Origin of the sequence: Campylobacter anatolicus (assembly GCF_018145655.1) — a bacterium.
In the GTDB taxonomy this organism is placed as follows: Bacteria; Campylobacterota; Campylobacteria; order Campylobacterales; family Campylobacteraceae; genus Campylobacter_A; species Campylobacter_A anatolicus.
In genome coordinates, this window is record NZ_JAGSSY010000001.1 from 80,624 (window position 1) to 100,277 (window position 19,654).

Annotated in this window: 17 protein-coding genes and 1 pseudogene; 6 read left to right on the forward strand and 12 right to left on the reverse strand. The window is 36.2% G+C overall.

Going from position 1 to position 19,654, the window contains the following annotated elements:
* Nucleotides 1-40 precede the first annotated feature (40 nt).
* The 9 genes from KDE13_RS00425 to KDE13_RS00465 all read right to left on the reverse strand — a co-directional run bounded on the left by KDE13_RS00425 (nucleotide 41) and on the right by KDE13_RS00465 (nucleotide 7,535).
* Complete coding sequence (locus tag KDE13_RS00425) at nucleotides 41-799, reverse strand: RluA family pseudouridine synthase (protein ID WP_212141852.1); 759 nt, start codon at nucleotides 797-799, stop codon at nucleotides 41-43.
* A complete protein-coding gene (waaA, locus tag KDE13_RS00430) occupies nucleotides 777-1,931 on the reverse strand; it encodes a lipid IV(A) 3-deoxy-D-manno-octulosonic acid transferase (RefSeq protein WP_212142568.1) in 1,155 nt (384 codons plus the stop codon). Before waaA ends, KDE13_RS00425 begins: the two co-directional genes overlap by 23 nt.
* A 5-nt stretch (nucleotides 1,932-1,936) precedes the next feature.
* Nucleotides 1,937-2,650 carry a zinc ribbon domain-containing protein gene (locus tag KDE13_RS00435; RefSeq protein ID WP_212140370.1) on the reverse strand — a complete coding sequence of 238 codons (714 nt, stop codon included), beginning with the start codon at nucleotides 2,648-2,650 and terminating at the stop codon, nucleotides 1,937-1,939.
* A gap of 13 nt (nucleotides 2,651-2,663) precedes the next feature.
* A complete protein-coding gene (locus tag KDE13_RS00440) occupies nucleotides 2,664-3,386 on the reverse strand; it encodes a Nif3-like dinuclear metal center hexameric protein (protein WP_212142817.1) in 723 nt (240 codons plus the stop codon).
* 12 nt (nucleotides 3,387-3,398) lie between these two features.
* Nucleotides 3,399-4,268 carry a glycine--tRNA ligase subunit alpha gene (gene glyQ, locus KDE13_RS00445; RefSeq protein WP_212142569.1) on the reverse strand — a complete coding sequence of 290 codons (870 nt, stop codon included), beginning with the start codon at nucleotides 4,266-4,268 and terminating at the stop codon, nucleotides 3,399-3,401.
* 299 nt (nucleotides 4,269-4,567) lie between these two features.
* A complete protein-coding gene (locus KDE13_RS00450; protein WP_212140368.1) occupies nucleotides 4,568-5,041 on the reverse strand; it encodes a DUF3972 domain-containing protein in 474 nt (157 codons plus the stop codon).
* A gap of 9 nt (nucleotides 5,042-5,050) precedes the next feature.
* The gene (purE, locus tag KDE13_RS00455) at nucleotides 5,051-5,545 is read right to left on the reverse strand and encodes a 5-(carboxyamino)imidazole ribonucleotide mutase (RefSeq protein WP_212140367.1); all 495 of its coding nucleotides are present in this window, start codon (nucleotides 5,543-5,545) and stop codon (nucleotides 5,051-5,053) included.
* Nucleotides 5,545-6,804 (reverse strand): peptidase U32 family protein, encoded by a 1,260-nt coding sequence (locus KDE13_RS00460; protein WP_212142570.1) that lies wholly within the window; start codon nucleotides 6,802-6,804, stop codon nucleotides 5,545-5,547. Before KDE13_RS00460 ends, purE begins: the two co-directional genes overlap by 1 nt.
* The gene (locus KDE13_RS00465) at nucleotides 6,801-7,535 is read right to left on the reverse strand and encodes a chemotaxis protein (protein WP_212142571.1); all 735 of its coding nucleotides are present in this window, start codon (nucleotides 7,533-7,535) and stop codon (nucleotides 6,801-6,803) included. The genes KDE13_RS00460 and KDE13_RS00465 overlap by 4 nt, the downstream gene beginning before the upstream one ends.
* 129 nt (nucleotides 7,536-7,664) lie before the next feature.
* Between KDE13_RS00465 and KDE13_RS00470 the strand changes: the two genes are divergently transcribed.
* The 3 genes from KDE13_RS00470 (at nucleotide 7,665) to KDE13_RS00480 (ending at nucleotide 12,006) form a co-directional block, all read left to right on the forward strand.
* On the forward strand, nucleotides 7,665-8,444 hold the full coding sequence (locus KDE13_RS00470) for a histidinol-phosphatase (RefSeq protein ID WP_212141859.1): 780 nt from the start codon (nucleotides 7,665-7,667) through the stop codon (nucleotides 8,442-8,444).
* 68 nt (nucleotides 8,445-8,512) lie between these two features.
* Nucleotides 8,513-9,943 carry a type I glutamate--ammonia ligase gene (glnA, locus tag KDE13_RS00475; protein WP_212140363.1) on the forward strand — a complete coding sequence of 477 codons (1,431 nt, stop codon included), beginning with the start codon at nucleotides 8,513-8,515 and terminating at the stop codon, nucleotides 9,941-9,943.
* 272 nt (nucleotides 9,944-10,215) lie between these two features.
* Nucleotides 10,216-12,006, forward strand: a complete 1,791-nt coding sequence (locus tag KDE13_RS00480; protein WP_212142572.1) for a DNA polymerase III subunit gamma/tau — start codon at nucleotides 10,216-10,218, stop codon at nucleotides 12,004-12,006.
* Nucleotides 12,007-12,308: 302 nt separating this feature from the next.
* On the opposite strand, the pseudogene ccoS reads toward KDE13_RS00480, so the two are convergent.
* The 3 genes and pseudogenes from ccoS to KDE13_RS00495 form a co-directional block, all read right to left on the reverse strand.
* A pseudogene (gene ccoS, locus KDE13_RS09465) lies at nucleotides 12,309-12,509 on the reverse strand (cbb3-type cytochrome oxidase assembly protein CcoS); the annotation flags it as partial.
* Nucleotides 12,502-14,886 carry a heavy metal translocating P-type ATPase gene (locus tag KDE13_RS00490; RefSeq protein ID WP_212142574.1) on the reverse strand — a complete coding sequence of 795 codons (2,385 nt, stop codon included), beginning with the start codon at nucleotides 14,884-14,886 and terminating at the stop codon, nucleotides 12,502-12,504. The gene KDE13_RS00490 and the pseudogene ccoS, both read right to left, overlap by 8 nt.
* A gap of 52 nt (nucleotides 14,887-14,938) precedes the next feature.
* Nucleotides 14,939-15,568, reverse strand: coding sequence for a helix-turn-helix transcriptional regulator (locus KDE13_RS00495; RefSeq protein WP_212142575.1), 630 nt, complete (start codon nucleotides 15,566-15,568; stop codon nucleotides 14,939-14,941).
* 178 nt (nucleotides 15,569-15,746) lie between these two features.
* On the opposite strand from KDE13_RS00495, the gene KDE13_RS00500 reads away from it, so the two are divergent.
* The 3 genes from KDE13_RS00500 (at nucleotide 15,747) to rho (ending at nucleotide 19,403) form a co-directional block, all read left to right on the forward strand.
* Nucleotides 15,747-16,127 (forward strand): RidA family protein, encoded by a 381-nt coding sequence (locus tag KDE13_RS00500; RefSeq protein ID WP_212140358.1) that lies wholly within the window; start codon nucleotides 15,747-15,749, stop codon nucleotides 16,125-16,127.
* A 29-nt stretch (nucleotides 16,128-16,156) separates the two neighbouring features.
* Complete coding sequence (locus tag KDE13_RS00505; RefSeq protein WP_212140357.1) at nucleotides 16,157-17,242, forward strand: threonine synthase; 1,086 nt, start codon at nucleotides 16,157-16,159, stop codon at nucleotides 17,240-17,242.
* An 814-nt stretch (nucleotides 17,243-18,056) separates the two neighbouring features.
* The gene (gene rho, locus KDE13_RS00510) at nucleotides 18,057-19,403 is read left to right on the forward strand and encodes a transcription termination factor Rho (protein ID WP_212140356.1); all 1,347 of its coding nucleotides are present in this window, start codon (nucleotides 18,057-18,059) and stop codon (nucleotides 19,401-19,403) included.
* Nucleotides 19,404-19,654: the final 251 nt, after the last annotated feature.

Here is a 19,654-nt window from a genome sequence, read left to right on the forward strand (position 1 = left end):
TTAAAGGGCGTATTTTACTAAATTTTAGCTTTATTGCGGTTTAAATTTCAAATTTCTTTGGTATCTCAAACCCAAATGCATTAAAATCAGTTGGCAAAGTAGCTTTAAATTTATATCCTAAAATTTTTAAAGAATAGGCGTGCAAAAACATCCGATTCGCACGATTTTTACCGTATTTTTCATCCCCTATAATAGGTATATTTATGTTTGCTAAATGCACCCTTATCTGATGTGTTCTACCTGTCTTTATGTCAACTTTTACGAGTGTCTTTTTACCGCTTATCATAAGTGGTGAGACATAGCTAAGTGCCTCTTTGCCATCTTTTGAGATTTTAGAGACTGCACCGCCCTTACCTTTTATTGTAAGTATTGGCTCATTTATACTAATATCTTCACTAATTATGCCCTTAACCATAGCGATATAGGTCTTGCTAACTCGTAGGTTTTTAAACTCATTTATTGCTTTTTTGCCAAATTCATCATTTTTAACAAGCAATAAAACGCCACTAGTTTCTTTATCTAAACGGTGTAAAAGTGGGGTCTTATAAACCTCACTAACACGCTCTGATGTGATAAAAGCAGGTTTATTTATCGCTATTAAATTTTCATCTTCAAAAATCACACTGGGACGAGATACCTCTTGGATGCTAAATTTAGTATTTACCCCCATTAAAGCCCTTGCGATAACGACTTTTTGCCCCTTGGCAGACACCAACCCATCATCAATCAAAGCCTTTGCCTCGTTGTTTGAAATCCTCTCTTGCAAAGCTAAAAGTTTATATGCTTTCTCTTGATTCATAAGCCATCCTAATGTCATTTATTATCATATTTGCATCCGCTTTTTTTATGATATTTGAGCGAATAAACTCCTCATTTATCGCTATATCAAGCTCGTTTGCTTCTATGAGCTTTATCCCACTTACTAACGAGTAAAGCACCTTTTGATTAAAAATATGCTTACCGCTAACTATCATCGCACCAAAGCTTGCACACTCTATAGGATTATGTCCTCCAACATTTGGCACAAAACTACCACCAAGCACGACTATATCGCTTATAGCATAGATATTTACAAGTTCTCCAAGTGTATCTAGCAAAATCACCTGTGCGTTTAACTCACTATCACAGCTAATTTTATTAAATTTTAATCCATTTTTATCTGCCCACTCACAAGCTAAAATCTCCACATCACAAAATCTCTCAGGGTGGCGTGGAGCGATAATAAGCTTGTCATTTGGTCTAAATTTAAACTCATCTAAGAGCAGTTTCTCTTCACCAGCGTGTGTACTAGCAAAGGTGATAAGACGCTCTTTTGGCTTTGCATAAATTTTATTTACACTTGGTAAAAAAGCTGATTTAATATTGCCGCACACGACAATGTCTCTCGCACCAAGACGTATTAAACGTTCTTTATCTGCCTGACTTTGTGCGTAAATTTTATCAATAAATTTAAAAATACTCTTATAAAAAAAAGTAAATTTTTGATACTTGTTAAAACTTCTATCTGAGATTCTAGCATTTACTAGTATAACTCTTGTGCCACGCAACTTTGCCATAAATACAAGCATAAGCCAAAGCTCAGCTTCAAATATCACTAAAATCTTGCTTTTTTTTAGCCAAAAAGGCAAGAAAATTTCAAATGGTAAAAACGCGACATTTTGACTTATCTGTTTTGCTGCCTTATATCCTGTAGCTGTTATCACGCTTATAAATTTATCATCAAACATCTGTAAAATGGGACTTAAGGCTTGGATTTCTCCAAAAGAGGCAGCGTGAAAATGTACTTTTGCAGCTTTGTAATATAAATTTTTATACAAAAAAAATCTTGCTGGTATGGAACGGTGATACTTTTGCTTAAAGCTTACGCAAATCAAGACAATAGCCCCCAATAGCCATGCTATTAGAGCTAAAACATAATACACAAAGACCAAAAGGCTTACGCCTCTACATTTTCTTTGTATAATATCCTACCACAATGTGGACAAGTAACGATATCTTCGCCACGCACAACAGATGCAAATGTCTTATCATTTATCTGCATAAAACAGCCGTAACACGCTTGTTTTTTAACTGGCACTACCGCAGTGTTATGAGCCCATTTGCGAATTTTTTGATAAAATGCAAGAATTTTTTGATTCATATCGCCAATAAGCTTGTTTTTGCCATCATAGACCTCTTCACGCTCTTTCTCAATCGCCTCTAACTCAGACGAAATTTCATTCTCAATACTCGACAAACTAGCCTCTGCCATAGCTTTTTTAGCCTCTAGCTCATCTTTATAAATATTTTTATTATCTATGATTTTCTCTAGTCTTGCGATCTCTTCATTTGCCGCCTCAAGCTGCTCTTTAGCAATCTCTTCTTCTAGATTTAATGCTCTAATCTCTTTTTCGCTCTTTACAGAACCGCTCTTTTTAGCCACATCTTTAATTTTTGCTGAAAACTCGGCTATGTGGGCGTTTGTGTTTGATTTTTGTGTCTTTAGCTCTACTATCTCTTCAACAAGTGCCTCTATGCTCTCGCTTAAAGATTTAACCTCTTCTTGTGTCGCACGAAATGTTTTTTGAACGCTATCGATGCGTGGAGCAAAGTCATCTATAGCCTTATCAAATTTAGATAGCTCAATTACTTGCTGCAAGTATTTATTCATTTTTATGTCCTTTTTAATAATGCATGAATGGATTTTTAGAATTGGATATTATAACTTCTATTTTAAGATTTTGCAAATATTTTGCTAAAGATGCCCCAAAATAGCACTCGCTCTCAAAGTGCCCAACATCAAATAAATTTAGTTTATTCTCTTTTGCCTGAAGTGCTTGATGGTATTTTATATCCCCGGTTATAAAGGCATCAGCTCTTACTTCACTTACAAGATCACCACCACTTCCTGTACAAATGGCTACAGATCTTATCTCATCTTTTGCATAAATAGCTCTTAAATTTACTAAATTTAATTTTGATTTTAACAAATTTGTGAGCTCATCAAAGCTAATTTTAAGATTAGAGTATATCAAAAAGCCATCTTTTTTATATACTTTTAACCCAAGTACTTCGCTTACAAAATACTCATTTAAAAATGCCAGATCCGCATTTGTATGCATCGCTATTAAAGAGACATTTTTCATTATCATCTTACGTAATATCAAGCCTGGATATGTGCTAAAATCAACTGTTTTAAGCCCTTTAAATATAAGTGGATGATGAGCAATGATGAGCGAGTTTGGCCGAACAATATCCAAAAGTGCACTATCTACATCAAGGCTTAGATATATCCGCTCGAATTCACTCTCATTTGAACCTACTATCAGACCACTGTTATCCCAACTCTCCTGCGTATCAAACGGTGCAATATCATTTAAAATTTTATAAATTTCAGATACTTTCATCATATAAACTGTCTATACGTTTGTCTCTTTTTCATCTATCGTAGCTTTGTATATCAAGGCACACTCTTTAGCAAGTTCGCGAATTTTAAGGATATAGTCCTGCCTTTGCGTTACACTTATCGCTCCTCTGGCGTCAAGGACATTAAATGTATGGGCTGCAAGCATACAATAATCATACGCAGGGAGTGAAATTTTATGCTCTAAACAGCGTTTACACTCGTTAAATGAGTTTTCAAACTGATTAAACAACATCACAGTATCAGCTACTTCAAAGTTATATTTGCTCCACTCATATTCGCCCTGTTTATGCACGTCACCGTAGGTTACAATGCCCTTGCTATCATCCCAAACGATATCATAAACACTATCTACATCTTGCAGATACATCGCGAGTCGCTCTAAACCGTAGGTTATCTCAGCACTAATTAGTTCACAAGTTATGCCACCAACTTGCTGAAAGTAGGTAAATTGCGTTACTTCCATACCATCTAGCCAAACTTCCCAGCCAAGTCCCCATGCACCCAGCGTAGGACTCTCCCAGTTATCTTCAACAAAACGTATGTCATGATTTTTTAAATTTAAGCCAAGTCTTTCAAGACTTTTTAAGTAAAGCTCTTGGATATTTTCAGGGCTTGGCTTAATAAGCACTTGAAACTGATAATAAGCCCCCAGGCGATTTGGATTATCTCCATATCTGCCGTCAGTCGGACGGCGACTAGGTGCTACATATGCAGTCGCCCACGGCTTTTTGCCAAGGCTTTTTAAAAATGTAGCTTGATGATACGTTCCTGCCCCAGCTGGCATATCGTAAGGCTGAAGTATAACACAACCTTGCTCTTGCCAATAATTTTGCAATGTCAAAATAATACGAGAAAATGTCATTTTTATCCTTTTAAATTTTTATCTTTATTAAATTTTATAAATATAATTTATCACACCAACTTGCAAACAATCCTCAAATCCACTTGCTGTCCTACTAATTATAAATGCTATATACTAAAAAAGTAATACGTCTAAAACCTCATCAAACATATCCTAATATCTATTATCCTTGCCACGCCGAGCCTAGTTTATTTACACTATATATGAAATCCTTCAAATCTGGTAAAATTTCACACAAAAGCTTAATATTTAAGTTATCAAGCTTGCTTTGTTTAGCTTTTATAAGAGCTTTATATTTATCATTCTGATTTAAAATTTTCAACTGCTTTATTCCACATAAGCTTATACTTACGTTTTAAAAACTCAACCTCATCTTGCGAAAGCTTAAGCTGTGCTGTAAGCGTTTCTATCGTCTTTCTATCTTCATCATATAACTCTTGCATAGAAAATAGTGCCTCTTTTAAAAATTTATTCTCATTTCTTAACGTATCCAGCGTCTCATCCTTTGCGTCAAGCACCTTTTCGTGTAAATTTAATATCGTGCCAATCGTCTTTTCAATAAAGCTCTCCCCAACAACTGCGTTCATATTTACACTAAGATCAGAGCTTGTAGTCGGCACTACGCTCATGGTGCCTTGCGACGCCTCTATATAAATTTCGCCATTATCTTCGGTCTTTGTATTTAGCACACCACGCTTTATCATACCTTCAATGACCTCGCGATCTAAATGCACCAACTGACAAAATTCATCTATCTTTAAAAAAGTCTGCATGACTTATCCTTAAAGTATGACTTCAATACTCGCCGAATCGCTAACTACACCTTCTGCCTTAGCCACTCTATCTGCTCTTAGCTTTGCATCTAGTTCGCTATCATTTAAAGCTAAAATTTGCATAGCAAGATAGGCTGCATTTATCGCTCCAGCCTTTCCTATCGCCACAGTAGCTACTGGCATACCCCCTGGCATCTGCACGGTTGAATACAATGCATCAACACCACTTAAAGCACTGCCTCCCATCGGTATTCCTATAACTGGACGAGTTGTATTTGCCGCAATCGATCCTGCTAGGTGAGCTGCCATACCAGCTGCAGCTATGAATACTTGAGCTCCTTTTGCTTCAGCAACTTTTACATACTCGTGCGTCCGCTCAGGACTTCTGTGTGCTGAGCTGATAATGAGTTCATATTTCACATCAAATTTTTCAAGCTCTTTTGCAGTGTTTATCACAACATCATAATCACTCTTACTTCCCATTATAATAGATACAAATTTCATCAAATTTCCTTTCGTAAAAAGCTAAATTTGGGTAGTTTTGCAGGCAAACACATTTCATTTTCATTTCCACTGTGTATCTCGCTCATCTCTTTACCCTTTTTAGTTATGAGTCGTCTAAACTCAAGCCAAAATTTACCATCTCGCTCATAAACTCTACCTATATCATTGTCACAAAACTTGATCTTAGTATCAAGCGGAGCGACTATCTCATAAGGTTCATTTTCTACTATCTTAAACTTACACTTAAAATACTCACCATCTTCACTTATAGCGTGGACTTGATGAGTGCCCTCTTCTAGACTACTGACGTGGTTTTGTGTGTCTGTTCGCTCATATGGGCGATGTATCAAATATCCATCTGTAAAGCCACGATTTTTCAGCGTATTTAGCTCAGCTTCATAAATTTTAGCATCAAATTTATCCGCCATCGCATCATCTATTGCCATTTTATAAGCACGTGCCGTACAAGCAGCATAATATTCACTCTTCGTGCGACCCTCTATCTTTAAACTATCTATCACACCTGATTTTAGTATGTCACCAATATGGGCTGATAAATTTAAATCCTTTGAGTTCATAACATAAGTGCCACCCTCTTCATCCTCTTCAAGACGAAATAGCGTCCCGCTTTCAGGATTTTTCGCATACAATTCATACTTAAAACGACAATCGTTAGCACAGCTACCGCGATTTGACATACGACCACTTTGCACTGAACTAACAAGACATCTTCCAGAGTATGCAAAGCACATAGAGCCATGCACAAAAATTTCTATCTCTAAATCCGGTAAATACTCTTTTATCTTTATAACATCTTTTAAATTCATCTCACGAGCTACGACGATGCGAGACGCACCCATATCGTGATAAATTTTAGCATCAAGGTAGTTCATTACGTTTGCTTGTGTGCTTAAATGCACATCAACCTCTGGTGCTATTTGCTTTGCAAGGCTCATAACGCCCGGAGTTGCTACGATAAAGCCATCTGGTTTTAAATTTGATATAGTCTGTATATGGCGTTTAAGTGATTCAATCTGTGAGTTAAACGGAAACGCATTTATAGTCACATAAAATTTCTTACCTTTTTCGTGAGTATATACGATTGCCTCTTCAAAGCTTTGCAGGTTAAACTCGCGAGCCGAGCGTGTGCGTAGCGAAAAACTAGCTACCGAGCCATAAACAGCGTCTGCTCCATACTCTAGAGCTATTTTAAGTTTAGTCAAATTCCCAGCTGGAGATAGTAGCTCAGGTCGCTTCACTTTTTGTTACCCAAACTTGCGATAAGTGCCTCTATATCATCATTGCTTACTAAATTTTCAGTAGTAGTATCGCCTGCGATATGCACCGCAGAACTCACACGCTTCTCATCGTCTATCTTGCCCTCAAATAAGGTATTCATATATTTGCTAAGTGCACGCATAACGTTAATAACACGTTCTATTTTTTGACGGTGGATATCTTGATATTGCATCATATCCATAGTCGCCATTATCTCATCTTCACCCATTTGCAAGTTACCAACGATATCATCTACACTATTTTTTAAACTCTCATTTCTATTTAATGCCTCGCTAAAAGCTCCAACGTGCGGAAATTTATCTTTTAATGTCGTAAAAATTTCAATATTTGCGTCGATTCCACTCTTTAGCTCATTGCAAACACTTTCAGCGTCCATAAAAAAATTGTTTATAACGTCAAGTTTATCAAGTATCTCGGTAGCCTTTTTCTCGCTATCACGAGTTACATCATCAAGTTGATGAACCATTTTATGATCATCAGTTGGAGGAGGAGGTGGCCATGCAGACTCCGCACTCACACGGTAATCACTCGGATCCATAGACATCTTTATATCTTCTTTTTTACTCTCTTTTTCTGGCTCAGTGACTATCTCTTGCGTCATCTCCTCTTTTGGTTCATTTATAATCTCTGGCGTATCATCAAAATCATCAAGTCCTCCAGCCATAAGTGCATCAAGCTCTTCTTGTGTCATAAAAACTCCTGCATATTAAAATACTGAGATTATACAATCAATCCGCTAAAAGCTAACTTTAAATTTAAAGAGAGTTGATAAAATTTTAATAACTTTTTTGATAAAATTTCTAAAATTTAAAGGCTTTAAATGAAAATAGATTTGCATAATCACACATACCTCTGTAACCACGCTAGTGGTAGTGTAGATGAATATATCCGTGCGGCAATAGCATGTAAGACTGAAGTTTTTGGATTTAGCGACCATAATCCTATGAATTATGACCAAGCGTATCGTATGAGTTTTGATCAGATGGAGATATATGAGAAAATAGTACTTGATGCAGGTGAAAAATTTGCAGATAAGATAAAAATTTTACTCGGTTATGAAGTTGATTTTTTAGAGGGGTTTATGGACGAGCGAGTGTTTAAGCGTAAGGTTGATTATCTTATTGGATCAGTGCACTTTATCAGTGGCTGGGGCTTCGATAACCCCGAGTTTATCGGCGAGTATAAAAATAAAGATATTGATAAAATTTGGACAGATTATTTTGAATGTATAATCAGCCTTGCAAAGTGTGGCAAATTTGACATTGTAGGGCATTTTGACCTTATAAAAATTTTTAAATTTTTACCAAAAACAGATATTCGCATCTTAGCACTTCCGGCTCTAAAAGCGATAAAATCAGCAAATTTGGCCATTGAGATAAACTCAGCGGGCTTTAGAAAACCTATTGGCGAGCAATATCCTAGCCATACGCTTTTGGAGCAAATTTATGAGCTTGATATACCTATAAGCTTTGGTTCAGACGCACACGCCGTGGATCAAGTCGGTGCAAATGGCGATATTTGCGAGAATTTAGCACGTGAAATAGGATATGATAGCTGTATTTGTTTTGAAAAACGTGATAGATATTTTGTTAAATTTTAAAATTTAAATAGTGCTTAAATATAAAATGGTAAAATTACGCAGATTTAATAAAATTTCAAGGAGATGATATGGGAAAATTTGTAAAAAATATTGATGATTTTTTTGCTTTTTGTAAAGAACATGAAGTAGCTTTTGTTGATTTTAGATTTACTGATCTAAACGGCACTTGGCACCACCTAGGATATAGTGCAAAAGCAGTTGAAAGAAATATGTTTGAAAAAGGGATCCCATTTGATGGAAGCTCTATTGGTGGTTGGCAGCCTATTCACAAATCAGATATGATCTTAATGCCTGAAGCTCAAACTGCATTTTTAGATCCATTTACAGCTGATGTTACAGTTATTGTATTTTGTGATATTTATGATATTTATAAGGGACAAATGTATGAAAAATGCCCTCGTTCAATCGCAAAAAAGGCACTAAAACACTTAAAAGATAGTGGGATAGGCGACATCGCCTACTTTGGACCAGAGAATGAATTTTTTGTATTTGATAACGTCAAGATCATAGACAAAGCAAACTGTGCGATGTTTGAAGTAGATACTGAAGAGGGCGAGTGGAACGACGCTAGAGATTTTACTGACAGTTACAACACAGGACATCGTCCACGCACAAAGGGTGGCTACTTCCCAGTTCAGCCGACAGATAGTATGGTAGATCTTAGGGCTGAGATGGTAAATGTTTTAGAACAAGTTGGACTTGAAACCTTTGCTGTTCATCATGAGGTAGCACAAGGTCAGGGCGAGATAGGCGTAAAATTTGGAGATTTGGTTGAAGCAGCTGATAATGTACAAATTTATAAATATGTTGTTAAAATGGTAGCTCACTTAAATGGCAAGACGGCTACATTTATGCCAAAGCCACTTTACGGCGATAATGGCAGTGGTATGCACGTACATCAATCAGTATGGAAAGATGGTAAAAATTTATTTTATGGCGAGGGTAACTATGCAAATTTAAGCGACTTTGCACGCTGGTATATCGGCGGAATACTCAAACACGCTAGGAGCGTGGCAGCATTTACAAACCCTAGCACAAATAGCTATAAACGCCTAATACCAGGCTTTGAAGCACCTTCTATTTTAACATATTCTAGCCAAAACCGCTCAGCTTCTATTCGCATACCTTATGGCTCAGGTGAGAAGTCAGTCAGAGCCGAGATGCGTTTCCCTGATAGCACAGCTTGTCCATATCTAGCCTTTGCTGCTATGCTTATGGCTGGACTTGATGGGGTTAAAAACAAGCACGAACCAGTTGGTCCAATGGATGAAAATCTATTTATCCTACATCTTGATGAGATACGTGAAAGAGGTATAGAACAGCTCCCACATACGCTTCGTGGCAGCCTAGAAGCTCTTATTCGTGATAATGCTTATCTAAAACCAGTTATGAGTGATGAGCTAATTGACACTTATCAGCATTTTAAATTTGAAACTCAAGTTTGGCCTTACGAGGCACGACCTACACCTTATGAGTTTAAGACTTGCTACTCTTGCTAAAATTTGAGGCTTTTGCCTCAAATTTATTTGCTTGAGCGATGTAGAGGATGCTGGTAATCGTTACGTTCGCAACCACTAAAACTTAATGTGCAAAGTGCTATTATAGAGATTAAGATAAATTTTTTCATAAAATACTACTTTTAAATTTTTGCAAATACTATCAAAAAAATACTTTTAGCAAAATAAATTTATACCTGTATTTTTGCATTTATTATTATAAATTTATCCTTTTTTTAGTAAAATCACATATTAAATTTAAAAAGGACAACGCCTTGCAAGCACTCGCACTTAAATACAGACCTAAAAATTTTGATGAGCTTATAGGACAAGAGGCAGTTAGCAAGAGTTTAGCCCATGCCCTAGAAGATGGTCGCATAAGCCACGCATATCTATTTTCAGGACTTCGTGGTAGTGGTAAAACATCAAGTGCAAGAATTTTCTCAAAGGCCTTAGTCTGCGATCACGGACCATCTGCTCGTCCATGCGAGACCTGCCCACAGTGCATCATGGCAAACGAATCGCGTCATATGGATATCATAGAAATGGATGCTGCCAGCCATCGCAAGATAGATGATATACGGGAACTGATAGAACAAACCAGATACAAACCAGCGATAGCTCGGTATAAAATTTTTATAATTGACGAAGTGCATATGCTTACTAAAGAGGCATTTAACGCACTTCTTAAGACACTTGAAGAGCCACCTAGTTATGTGAAATTTATCCTTGCTACAACCGATCCACTCAAGCTACCAGCAACCGTGCTATCACGAACGCAACATTTTAGATTTAAGCAAATAAGCAAAAGTAGCATCATCAAACACCTTGAGTTTATCCTAAGCAAAGAGGATATAAGCTATGAACGTGAGGCTCTAGAAATTCTCGCTCGTAGTGGTTCTGGATCACTGCGTGATACGCTCACTTTGCTTGATCAAGCCATAATTTATGAAGCAAATAAGATCACTCAAAGTGGCGTGGTATCTATGCTTGGACTGCTTGATCCAGCTCGGATAGAAAATATATTAAATTTAGTTATGTCACACGATAAAGAAGGCATTAAAGATATGATAAGTGAACTTGAAATTTATGATGCCGAGATGATATTAGATGAGTTAATCGCAAATTTAAAGCAGAAATTTTTACAAAATGATGCAAAGTTTTCACTGCTTATCTATGAACGATTTTTCCGTATTTTGGCTCAGGCAAAAGGTATGTTAAACGTATCAAGTGATAACGGCTTTATATTTATTATGACTTTTTTTATGATGATTGAAGCATTAAACTTAAAAAGCATTGACGATATGATAGGCGAGATAGAGCATGAGAGTAAAACGCTAAACAAACTTGATAATCTAGCTCAAAGCATAAATCAATCGACACGACAAATGCAAAATACTCACCAAGACACACTTGCGACAAATCAAGCAACCCAGATACCATCAAGCAATCTATATCAAGAGTTTGTAACTTGCATTTATAATAGAGACTATAAACTTGGAGAGTTTTTTACTAAATTTGTGCAATTTGTAAGCTTTGAAAAAAATGAACTTAGTCTAATCGTTAATGCACCAGAACCACAAATGGTCTTTTTCCGCAAAAACTGGAATATAGTAAATAAAATAATGCATTCAATCTTTGGTGAAAATGCTAAAATAGTAAATGCCAAAAAGGAAGAATCTAGTCCTAAAATAACTCAAAATGAGAGCAAAGGAGATGAGCTAAGCTACATTGATGATGAGCTAGCAAATATCTCAAAAAAGCTCACAAAAACTAGCGTGTCAAACAGCGAAAGTGCTATAAATTTAGAAAATTCTAATACAAAATCAAAGCTAGATATATCACAAAATCAAATCATACAACCACAAATAAAAAATCCTACATCAAAGCCAACCACACAAAATACAAAGACACCAACACAGATACAATCACAAAATAATTCAAGACTAAATATAAATTTTAACTCTCAAAAAAGCCCAGAAGAGCTTGAGAAGATGAGAGAGCAAGGCATAATAAATGAAGCAACAAGGCTATTTGGCGAGCCAACGATACTAAAAGTGGAGTAAATTTGCAACCAAAATATAAACAAGTTGTAAATTATAAATTTAATGCAAATAATATTATCGCCACTTAAATATAATTAATTCATAAAAAATTTAAACCAAAAACGTATGTCATTAAACAATAACTGACTAATCCGCACGGCTCAATCAGGTGGCATATACCCTTTGTCGATTTTTAATACGCTTTTATCATCGTTTTTATTAGCATTACTATTATCGTTTATGTCACTATTTTGAGCCATCTTAGCAACATCTTTAATGCCGATATCGTCTAAATTTTTACTGCCACCACAACACATTTTTAGCCGATTTATAGCGTCGTTTTTGCGTTTTTCAAGCTCATAAGCATCATTTAATGCATCCTCATCGTCAAATTTTGTTCCATCTAAAAATTTACGATAATCCTCAAATTGACGATTTTTAATGCCCCAAATCACGCCAAAAAGCCCAAAAGCTCCCATTAAAACCGAGAGTAAAAGCATAATCGCTACAACTGAACTATCCACGCATATCCTTTAAGTTTCTTATTCTTAGCGAGTTTAACACTACAATTATTGAGCTAAAGCTCATTGAAAGAGCCGCAAACAACGGTATTATGTAGCCCATTGCAGCTATCGGTATTGTTAAGGCGTTATAGCAAAGTGAAAATGTTAAGTTCTGTTTTATCGTCTGTAGTGTCTGCCGTGCAGTTTTAACTGCATTCAAAAGATCGCTAAGGCTATCATTTAACACCACAACATCACTTCGTTCCAGGCTTACATCTGCCCCACTTCCCATACATATCGCTACACTTGCATAGCTCAATACCAAAGCATCATTTATACCATCTCCTACCATCATCACATTTTTGCCACTACTTTGTAGCTCCTGTACAAAATTTGCTTTATCATCAGGCAGACATAACGCCTTAAAATGCGTAATCCCAAGCTCATCTGCTACAGATCTTGCGATATTTTCATTATCTCCTGTCAACATATAAACACTCATACCACTACGCACAAGATCACGCACACACTCCACCGCGTCATCTCGCAATCTATCGCTTAGCTCAAATTTTGCAACCAGCTCACCACCAATAGCCACATAGTAACTACTAGTCTGGCTTTGTCCAACATCAATGCCTAACTCACGCATAAGCACGGCACCGCCACCACATACACTAACGCCATCAAATTCTGCTACCACACCTTTTGCGGCGATCTCTTGCACGTTTTGTAAATTTGCAAGACTTGACACATTTTGATCTAGATATTTTGCTACAGCCACGCTCACTGGGTGCTTTGAGCTACTTGCAAGAGTATAAATAAGCGAGATATCAGTATCTTTTAAGTTTATAAATCTATCCACACTAAGCCGCCCAGTTGTGAGCGTACCTGTTTTATCAAACACTACCACATCACACTTTGCAAGACTTTCTATTACTTTTGCCTCCTTAAATATCACTCCACGTTTTAATCCCACATCAAGAGCAATAAGTGTGCTAACAGGAGTTGCAAGGCCCAAAGCACAAGGACAAGCGATGACGATGATCGATATCGCTACAATTAACGCCTTTTCAAAGCCATAATTTATATACCAAAAAGCAAAAACAACCACTGCAATACTTATTACAATGAGTGAAAATTTAGATGAAATTTTATTTGCTAGTAGTTCAATACTAGGCTTTTTCAAGCTTGCATTTTCTAATAAATTTATGATTTTATTTAAAAATGAGTTCTCAAAACTAGCACTTGCTTTGTATTCAACTCGCCCATTTAGGCATATCGCACCGCTTTTTATCGCCTCGCCCACACATAGATTTAGTGGTAAACTCTCACCGGTCAAGCTTGATAGGTCAAAACTAGCCTCACCACTAATTATCACACCATCTATCAAAGCTTTCTGCCCAGATCTTAATACAATGGTATCATCTACTTTTACGTCATGGATACTAATCGGCACTATCGCTCCATCTACCAACACATCAACCTCGCTAAGCACTATCTGACTTAGCTCATCTATCGTGTCACTAGCTCTTTTGCAACTTAAAATTTCTAAAAATTTACCTATAAAAACAAAGGTAATTATCATCGCAACACTATCAAAATAGCACTCACCATGACGCGAAAACATCGCATAAACCGAGTAAAGATACGCCATAGACGCACCTGTAGCAATAAGTAAGTCCATATTTGGCAATCTGTTCTTTATGGCTATTTTTGCACCAGAAAAAAAGGCACTACCAGTATAAAACAATACCGGTGTAGCGAGTAAAAATTCAGCAAAACTTAAAATATCCTTAATATCTGAGCGAATACCAGTGAAATAGCCAGCCCATTGAGCAATCGCTATCCACATTATATTCATAGTTGCAAATACACCCACAAGTAGCTTTGTGTAAAACTCACGCCGCTTAGCCTCTAGCCTAGTCTCTTCACGCCCGGCATCATATGGATATGCATTATAGCCGATAGCATTGATACGCATCAATATCTCGCCTAGTCCTACTTGCGACTCGTCCCAAACGATAGTTGCTTTGTTATTTGTAGCATTGATATTTGCCTCTAAAACCCCATGCGTATTAAACAATACCTTCTCATTTAGCCAAATACACGCTGAACAATGAATGCCGTCTATTATTAAATTTATCTTGTTAAATCCATTGTCATTTTTAACATAATTCTGGTATATGCTTTGTAAATTTTTGTTTAGATTTTGCGTATCACAGACCGGTGAAAGCGTATTTTTGCCAAGCCTATCATAAAACTCATCAAGTCCAGACGAATGTAGTATCTCATATACATTTTTACAGCCATTACAGCAAAATTTCTGCCCTTGAGATGTTAATATCGCCGCACTATCGTCAAAGCTGAGTTTGCAGTGTGAGCACTTAAATTTACTCATTTGTTACATTTTACTTTCAAATTTAAATTTAGCAATTATACGAAAAACTCTCTTAAGCTTTTTTTATCTCGTCAATGTAGCCATATATCGTTACTTTTGAGACACCAAGACGTGCTGCTACCATATCAATGGCTCCCTTGATAGCAAAAACCCCCTTCTTATCCATAAATGCCACTAGCTCCTTTTTCTCATCTTTTTTTAACTTTTTGTTGTTATTTTTAGAGATGATTTTATCTATTAAATTTTCTAAGATCTTCATAACGTTATCAGGCTCATTTTCACTCTTCTTTTGCGTATTTTGTATCTCTGCTTTACCTAAAAATTCCTGTAAATTTAAAAACGCAGCATTTGCAAGACTTATATCAATGTTTAGACATACTGCTCCAACTACTTCGCCATTTGCGTCCCTAATAAGTGCGGTTGATGACTTGATGGGTTTGCCATTTTGTGCAGTAAAAAAATAGTTTGCCGTCAGATCATCTTTAAAGTCTTTGCTTAAAATCACTTGCGTTATAAGGTGATCAAAGCTCTGTCCGACTTGCCTATCTGTAACACTACCAGTGACATATACAACTGAGTTTTGCGGTGTAGTAATATCATGCAAAACGACTTCGCAGTGCGAGCCAAAGCTTTTTTGTATAAGCTCTGCTGTTGGGATAAATGACTTTATAAGTGGGTGCATATTTTACCTTTTTAATTTTATAAAAGTGTAGCAAAATTTTATTTAAATTTAGTAAAAATATAATTTTTTATCTAAATTTACTCAAATTTAGTAAATTTTTGCTAAAAAATATAAAATTTTATCTATTTTCAAAGCCATTATAATAAAATATTCTAAATTTTAAGAGAGAGGCAAAAATATGAAAATTTATGAAACTAAAATTTCAAAAAAGAAAAAAGCTCATTACGCACCTGCTGTAGAGCATAACGGCATACTTTATGTCTCGGGTCAGCTTAGCCTTGATCCTGCCACTGGAGATTTGCCACAAGGTGGAGTAAGAGAGCATACAAGGGCAGCGTTAGCAAATTTAGATACAGTTTTACGATTTGTGGGAGCAAAGCGTGAGCGTGTGATAATGTGTAGAGTCTATACACCTGATGTGGCGTTTTGGGATGAAATAGATGATGAGTACGCTGCGTTTTTTGGGACTCATAAACCAGCTCGCGTCGTAGTGCCAACTACCAAGTTACACTTTGGTTGTTTGGTTGAGATAGAAGCTATGGTCGCAGTTGGCGAGTAAAATTTAAATATAAAATATAAGGATATAAAATGGCAAAGTTTATATGTACAAGCTGTGGTGCGTCCGCACCATTAGAACATCGCGAGTTTAGTTGTAGCTGTGGTGGTCTTTTTAGACTTGATTACACACCACCTAAATTTTCACTAGATTTGATTGATAAAGATGAGTTTAGTCTGTTTCGCTACCGCAAATTTATGCCACTACAAAATGAGCTGTGGCGTGAGATCAGCCTTGGTGAGGGAATGAGTGCAAGTATTAAATTTAATGACAAACTTTACTTTAAACTTGATTATGCGATGCCAACACTCTCTTTTAAAGATCGAGGTGCAGCGGTGCTAATATGGCTGTGTAAGAGTATAGGCGTGAAAAAGGTATTACAAGATAGTAGTGGTAATGCTGGTAATTCGGTGGCGGCGTATTGTGCTAGGGCTGGTATTGAATGTGAAATTTTTGTACCAAAGGGAACATCTGAAAAGAAGATAAATATGATAAAAGCCTTTGGTGCTAGTGCAGTTGTGTATGAAGGCTCTCGTGATGAGACAGCAGATGCGTGTCGCAAAAAAGCTCGTGATGAAGGGATTTATTATGCTAATCACGTATATAATCCGCTATTTTATCAAGGCACAAAAACTTATGTTTATGAAATTTATGAACAACTTGGTCGCGTACCTGAAAATTTCTTCTTGCCAGTTGGAAATGGCACTTTGCTGATAGGTTGCGAGTTGGCTCTTACTGAGCTTTTTGAGGCAGGTCTCATAGAAAAACTGCCTAAAATTTTTATTGTACAAAGCGAAAACTGTGCACCGTTTTTTGGAGCGATTGATAAGCCACTTAATATCAATCCAAAACAAACAAACGCCGAAGGTATCGCCATTGGCAAGCCTATGCGTGGAGTTGAAATTTTATCTAGTAGCTACGGTGGTGAGCGTGAGGTGATTACAATACCAGAGGACGCTATCATACCAGCTAGGCAAAAATTAGCTCTTAACGGATTTTACGTAGAGCATACGACAGCTGCGATATATGCGGCATATGAAAGCTACATCAAAAAACACGAGCTAAACGGCGATAGCATTATCTCGCTTTGCGGTGCTGGATTAAAAAGCGAACACTAAATAAAATTTTAAATTATTAAAACCTAGAAGTAATATATTTGTAGTACTTCTAGGCTATGTTTGATTTTAAAAACTATAAAAGGTTACTAAAGAAGTACAATAATGATATCAAAATAAATATACTTGATACTCTTTTAAAATTTGCAATACATAAATTGTCTTTTTCTTATTTTACTTTAATTAAAATTAAAAAACTTAATGAATTTAATTTTTATATATTTATATATTTTTTAAGCTACATAAAAGATATTTAAATTTCTTCATTTTTTACTCTTTTATCTTTGTATTATGCTATATTGTTTCTTGGCTGATTTTTCTACTTTAGTTTTATATTTTTGTATGCAGCGTAACGAGCTTTTAGCTCAGCCATATTTACACCCGTATTAACAAGGAATTTTATCCACAAGATTATAAGCACCATGCAACTATCTAAAACTAATCAACCGTAGCGTAGACCTCATCGCTTAGATATTTTAAGTAAATATTAATCCAACAACTCAAAAAATATCAAAAGACCGCCTACAGACAGAACTTAATCAATTCAGAAAACGGCTCGTGTGTTTTTAAAATTTGCCATTTTTGTTTTAAATTTTAAAGAGACAGTTTAACGTAAAATAGCGTATTGACAATAAAATAACTGAGTAAAATTATTGCCTAATTCTGTAAATTTAAGTTAATTTTAATTAAAATATATAAAATTCTTAATCTCGCAAAACTTGACAACATTTCAAATTTAATATAAAATAGCAACTTCAAAACTTCTTTTGAAAACTTAATTTTATTCTACATTATTGCATAATTTTAAAGAGGAAATATGGAAAATAACGCAAATCAGCCAAGTGAAAATAATACTCAAACCCCCAAAAATTCAAAAAAACATCAAAATACACGCACGCATATCCCAGTAGACGGACACAAAATAGAGGAGCTTCGTACTCTTGGGCTTGAAGAGCTAGTTCAGATCGCAAACAGTGTGGGTGTGGAAAATCCGCGTGAATTTCGTCGCCAAGATTTGATATTTGAAATTTTAAAGACACAGACAAAACAGGGTGGATTTATCCTATTTACGGGTATTTTAGAGGTTACAAATGAGGGTTATGGCTTTTTGCGTTCCGTTGACGCAAATTTAAGTGACAGCTCAAATGACGCATACGTCTCAAATTCGCAAATTCGCAAATTCGCTCTGCGTGTCGGCGACATTGTAACAGGACAGGTGCGTGAGCCAAAAGATCAGGAAAAATACTACGCTTTACTAAAAATAGAAGCGGTTAATTATATGCCACTTGCAGAAGCCAAAGAGCGACCGTTATTTGATAACTTAACGCCACTTTTTCCAACTGAAAAACTACATCTTGAGTATGAGCCTATGCGTTTAACTGGACGCGTTCTTGACCTATTTACCCCTATCGGTAAGGGTCAGCGTGGACTAATAGTCGCTCCACCACGTAGCGGTAAGACCGAGCTTATGAAAGAGTTAGCTCACGGCATAGCTAAAAATCATCCAGAGGCTCATTTGATGGTGCTTCTTGTAGACGAGAGGCCAGAAGAGGTTACCGATATGCAACGTTGTGTAAAGGGTGAGGTTTTTAGTTCTACTTTTGATCTACCAGCACTTAATCACGTACGAGTTGCAGAACTTGTCATAGAAAAGGCAAAGCGTCTAGTTGAAATGGGTAAAGATGTAATCATCTTGCTTGATAGTATCACGCGTCTTGCACGTGCGTATAACACAGTAACTCCGCCAAGTGGCAAAGTACTAACTGGTGGTGTGGATGCAAACGCCTTGCATAAGCCAAAACGCTTCTTTGGAGCGGCAAGGAATATTGAGTTTGGCGGAAGCTTAACTATTATCGCAACGGCTCTTATTGATACCGGTTCACGTATGGACGAGGTTATATTTGAAGAGTTTAAAGGCACAGGCAATAGTGAGATCGTATTAGACCGCAACATCTCAGATCGCCGAATTTACCCAGCCATAAATGTGCTAAAATCAGGCACAAGAAAAGAGGAGCTTCTACAAAAACCAGACGAGCTTCAAAAAATTTGGGCTATACGCTCAGCGATAGCCACGATGGATGATATAGAAGCACTTAAATTTTTATATGCGAAGATGTTAAAAACCAAAGATAATAAAGAGTTACTTTCTATATTAAATGAATAAAAATTTAAAACCGTTTTAAATATGGCTGATTTGCTTTTTAGTTTTATTGATTGCGTTAAGCATGACATAATCGCATAGAGCAAAGAAGCGAATATAAACACTTTTGCTTTCATTGGCTACACAAAATCTTATGTGATTAGTATAAATGATTGTGAATTTAGTAGCAGGATATAGCTAAATTTATAAGCAAATTTAAAAATAAAATTTCATTCTAAAACATATTTTGACATATATGATAACACCGATGTAAC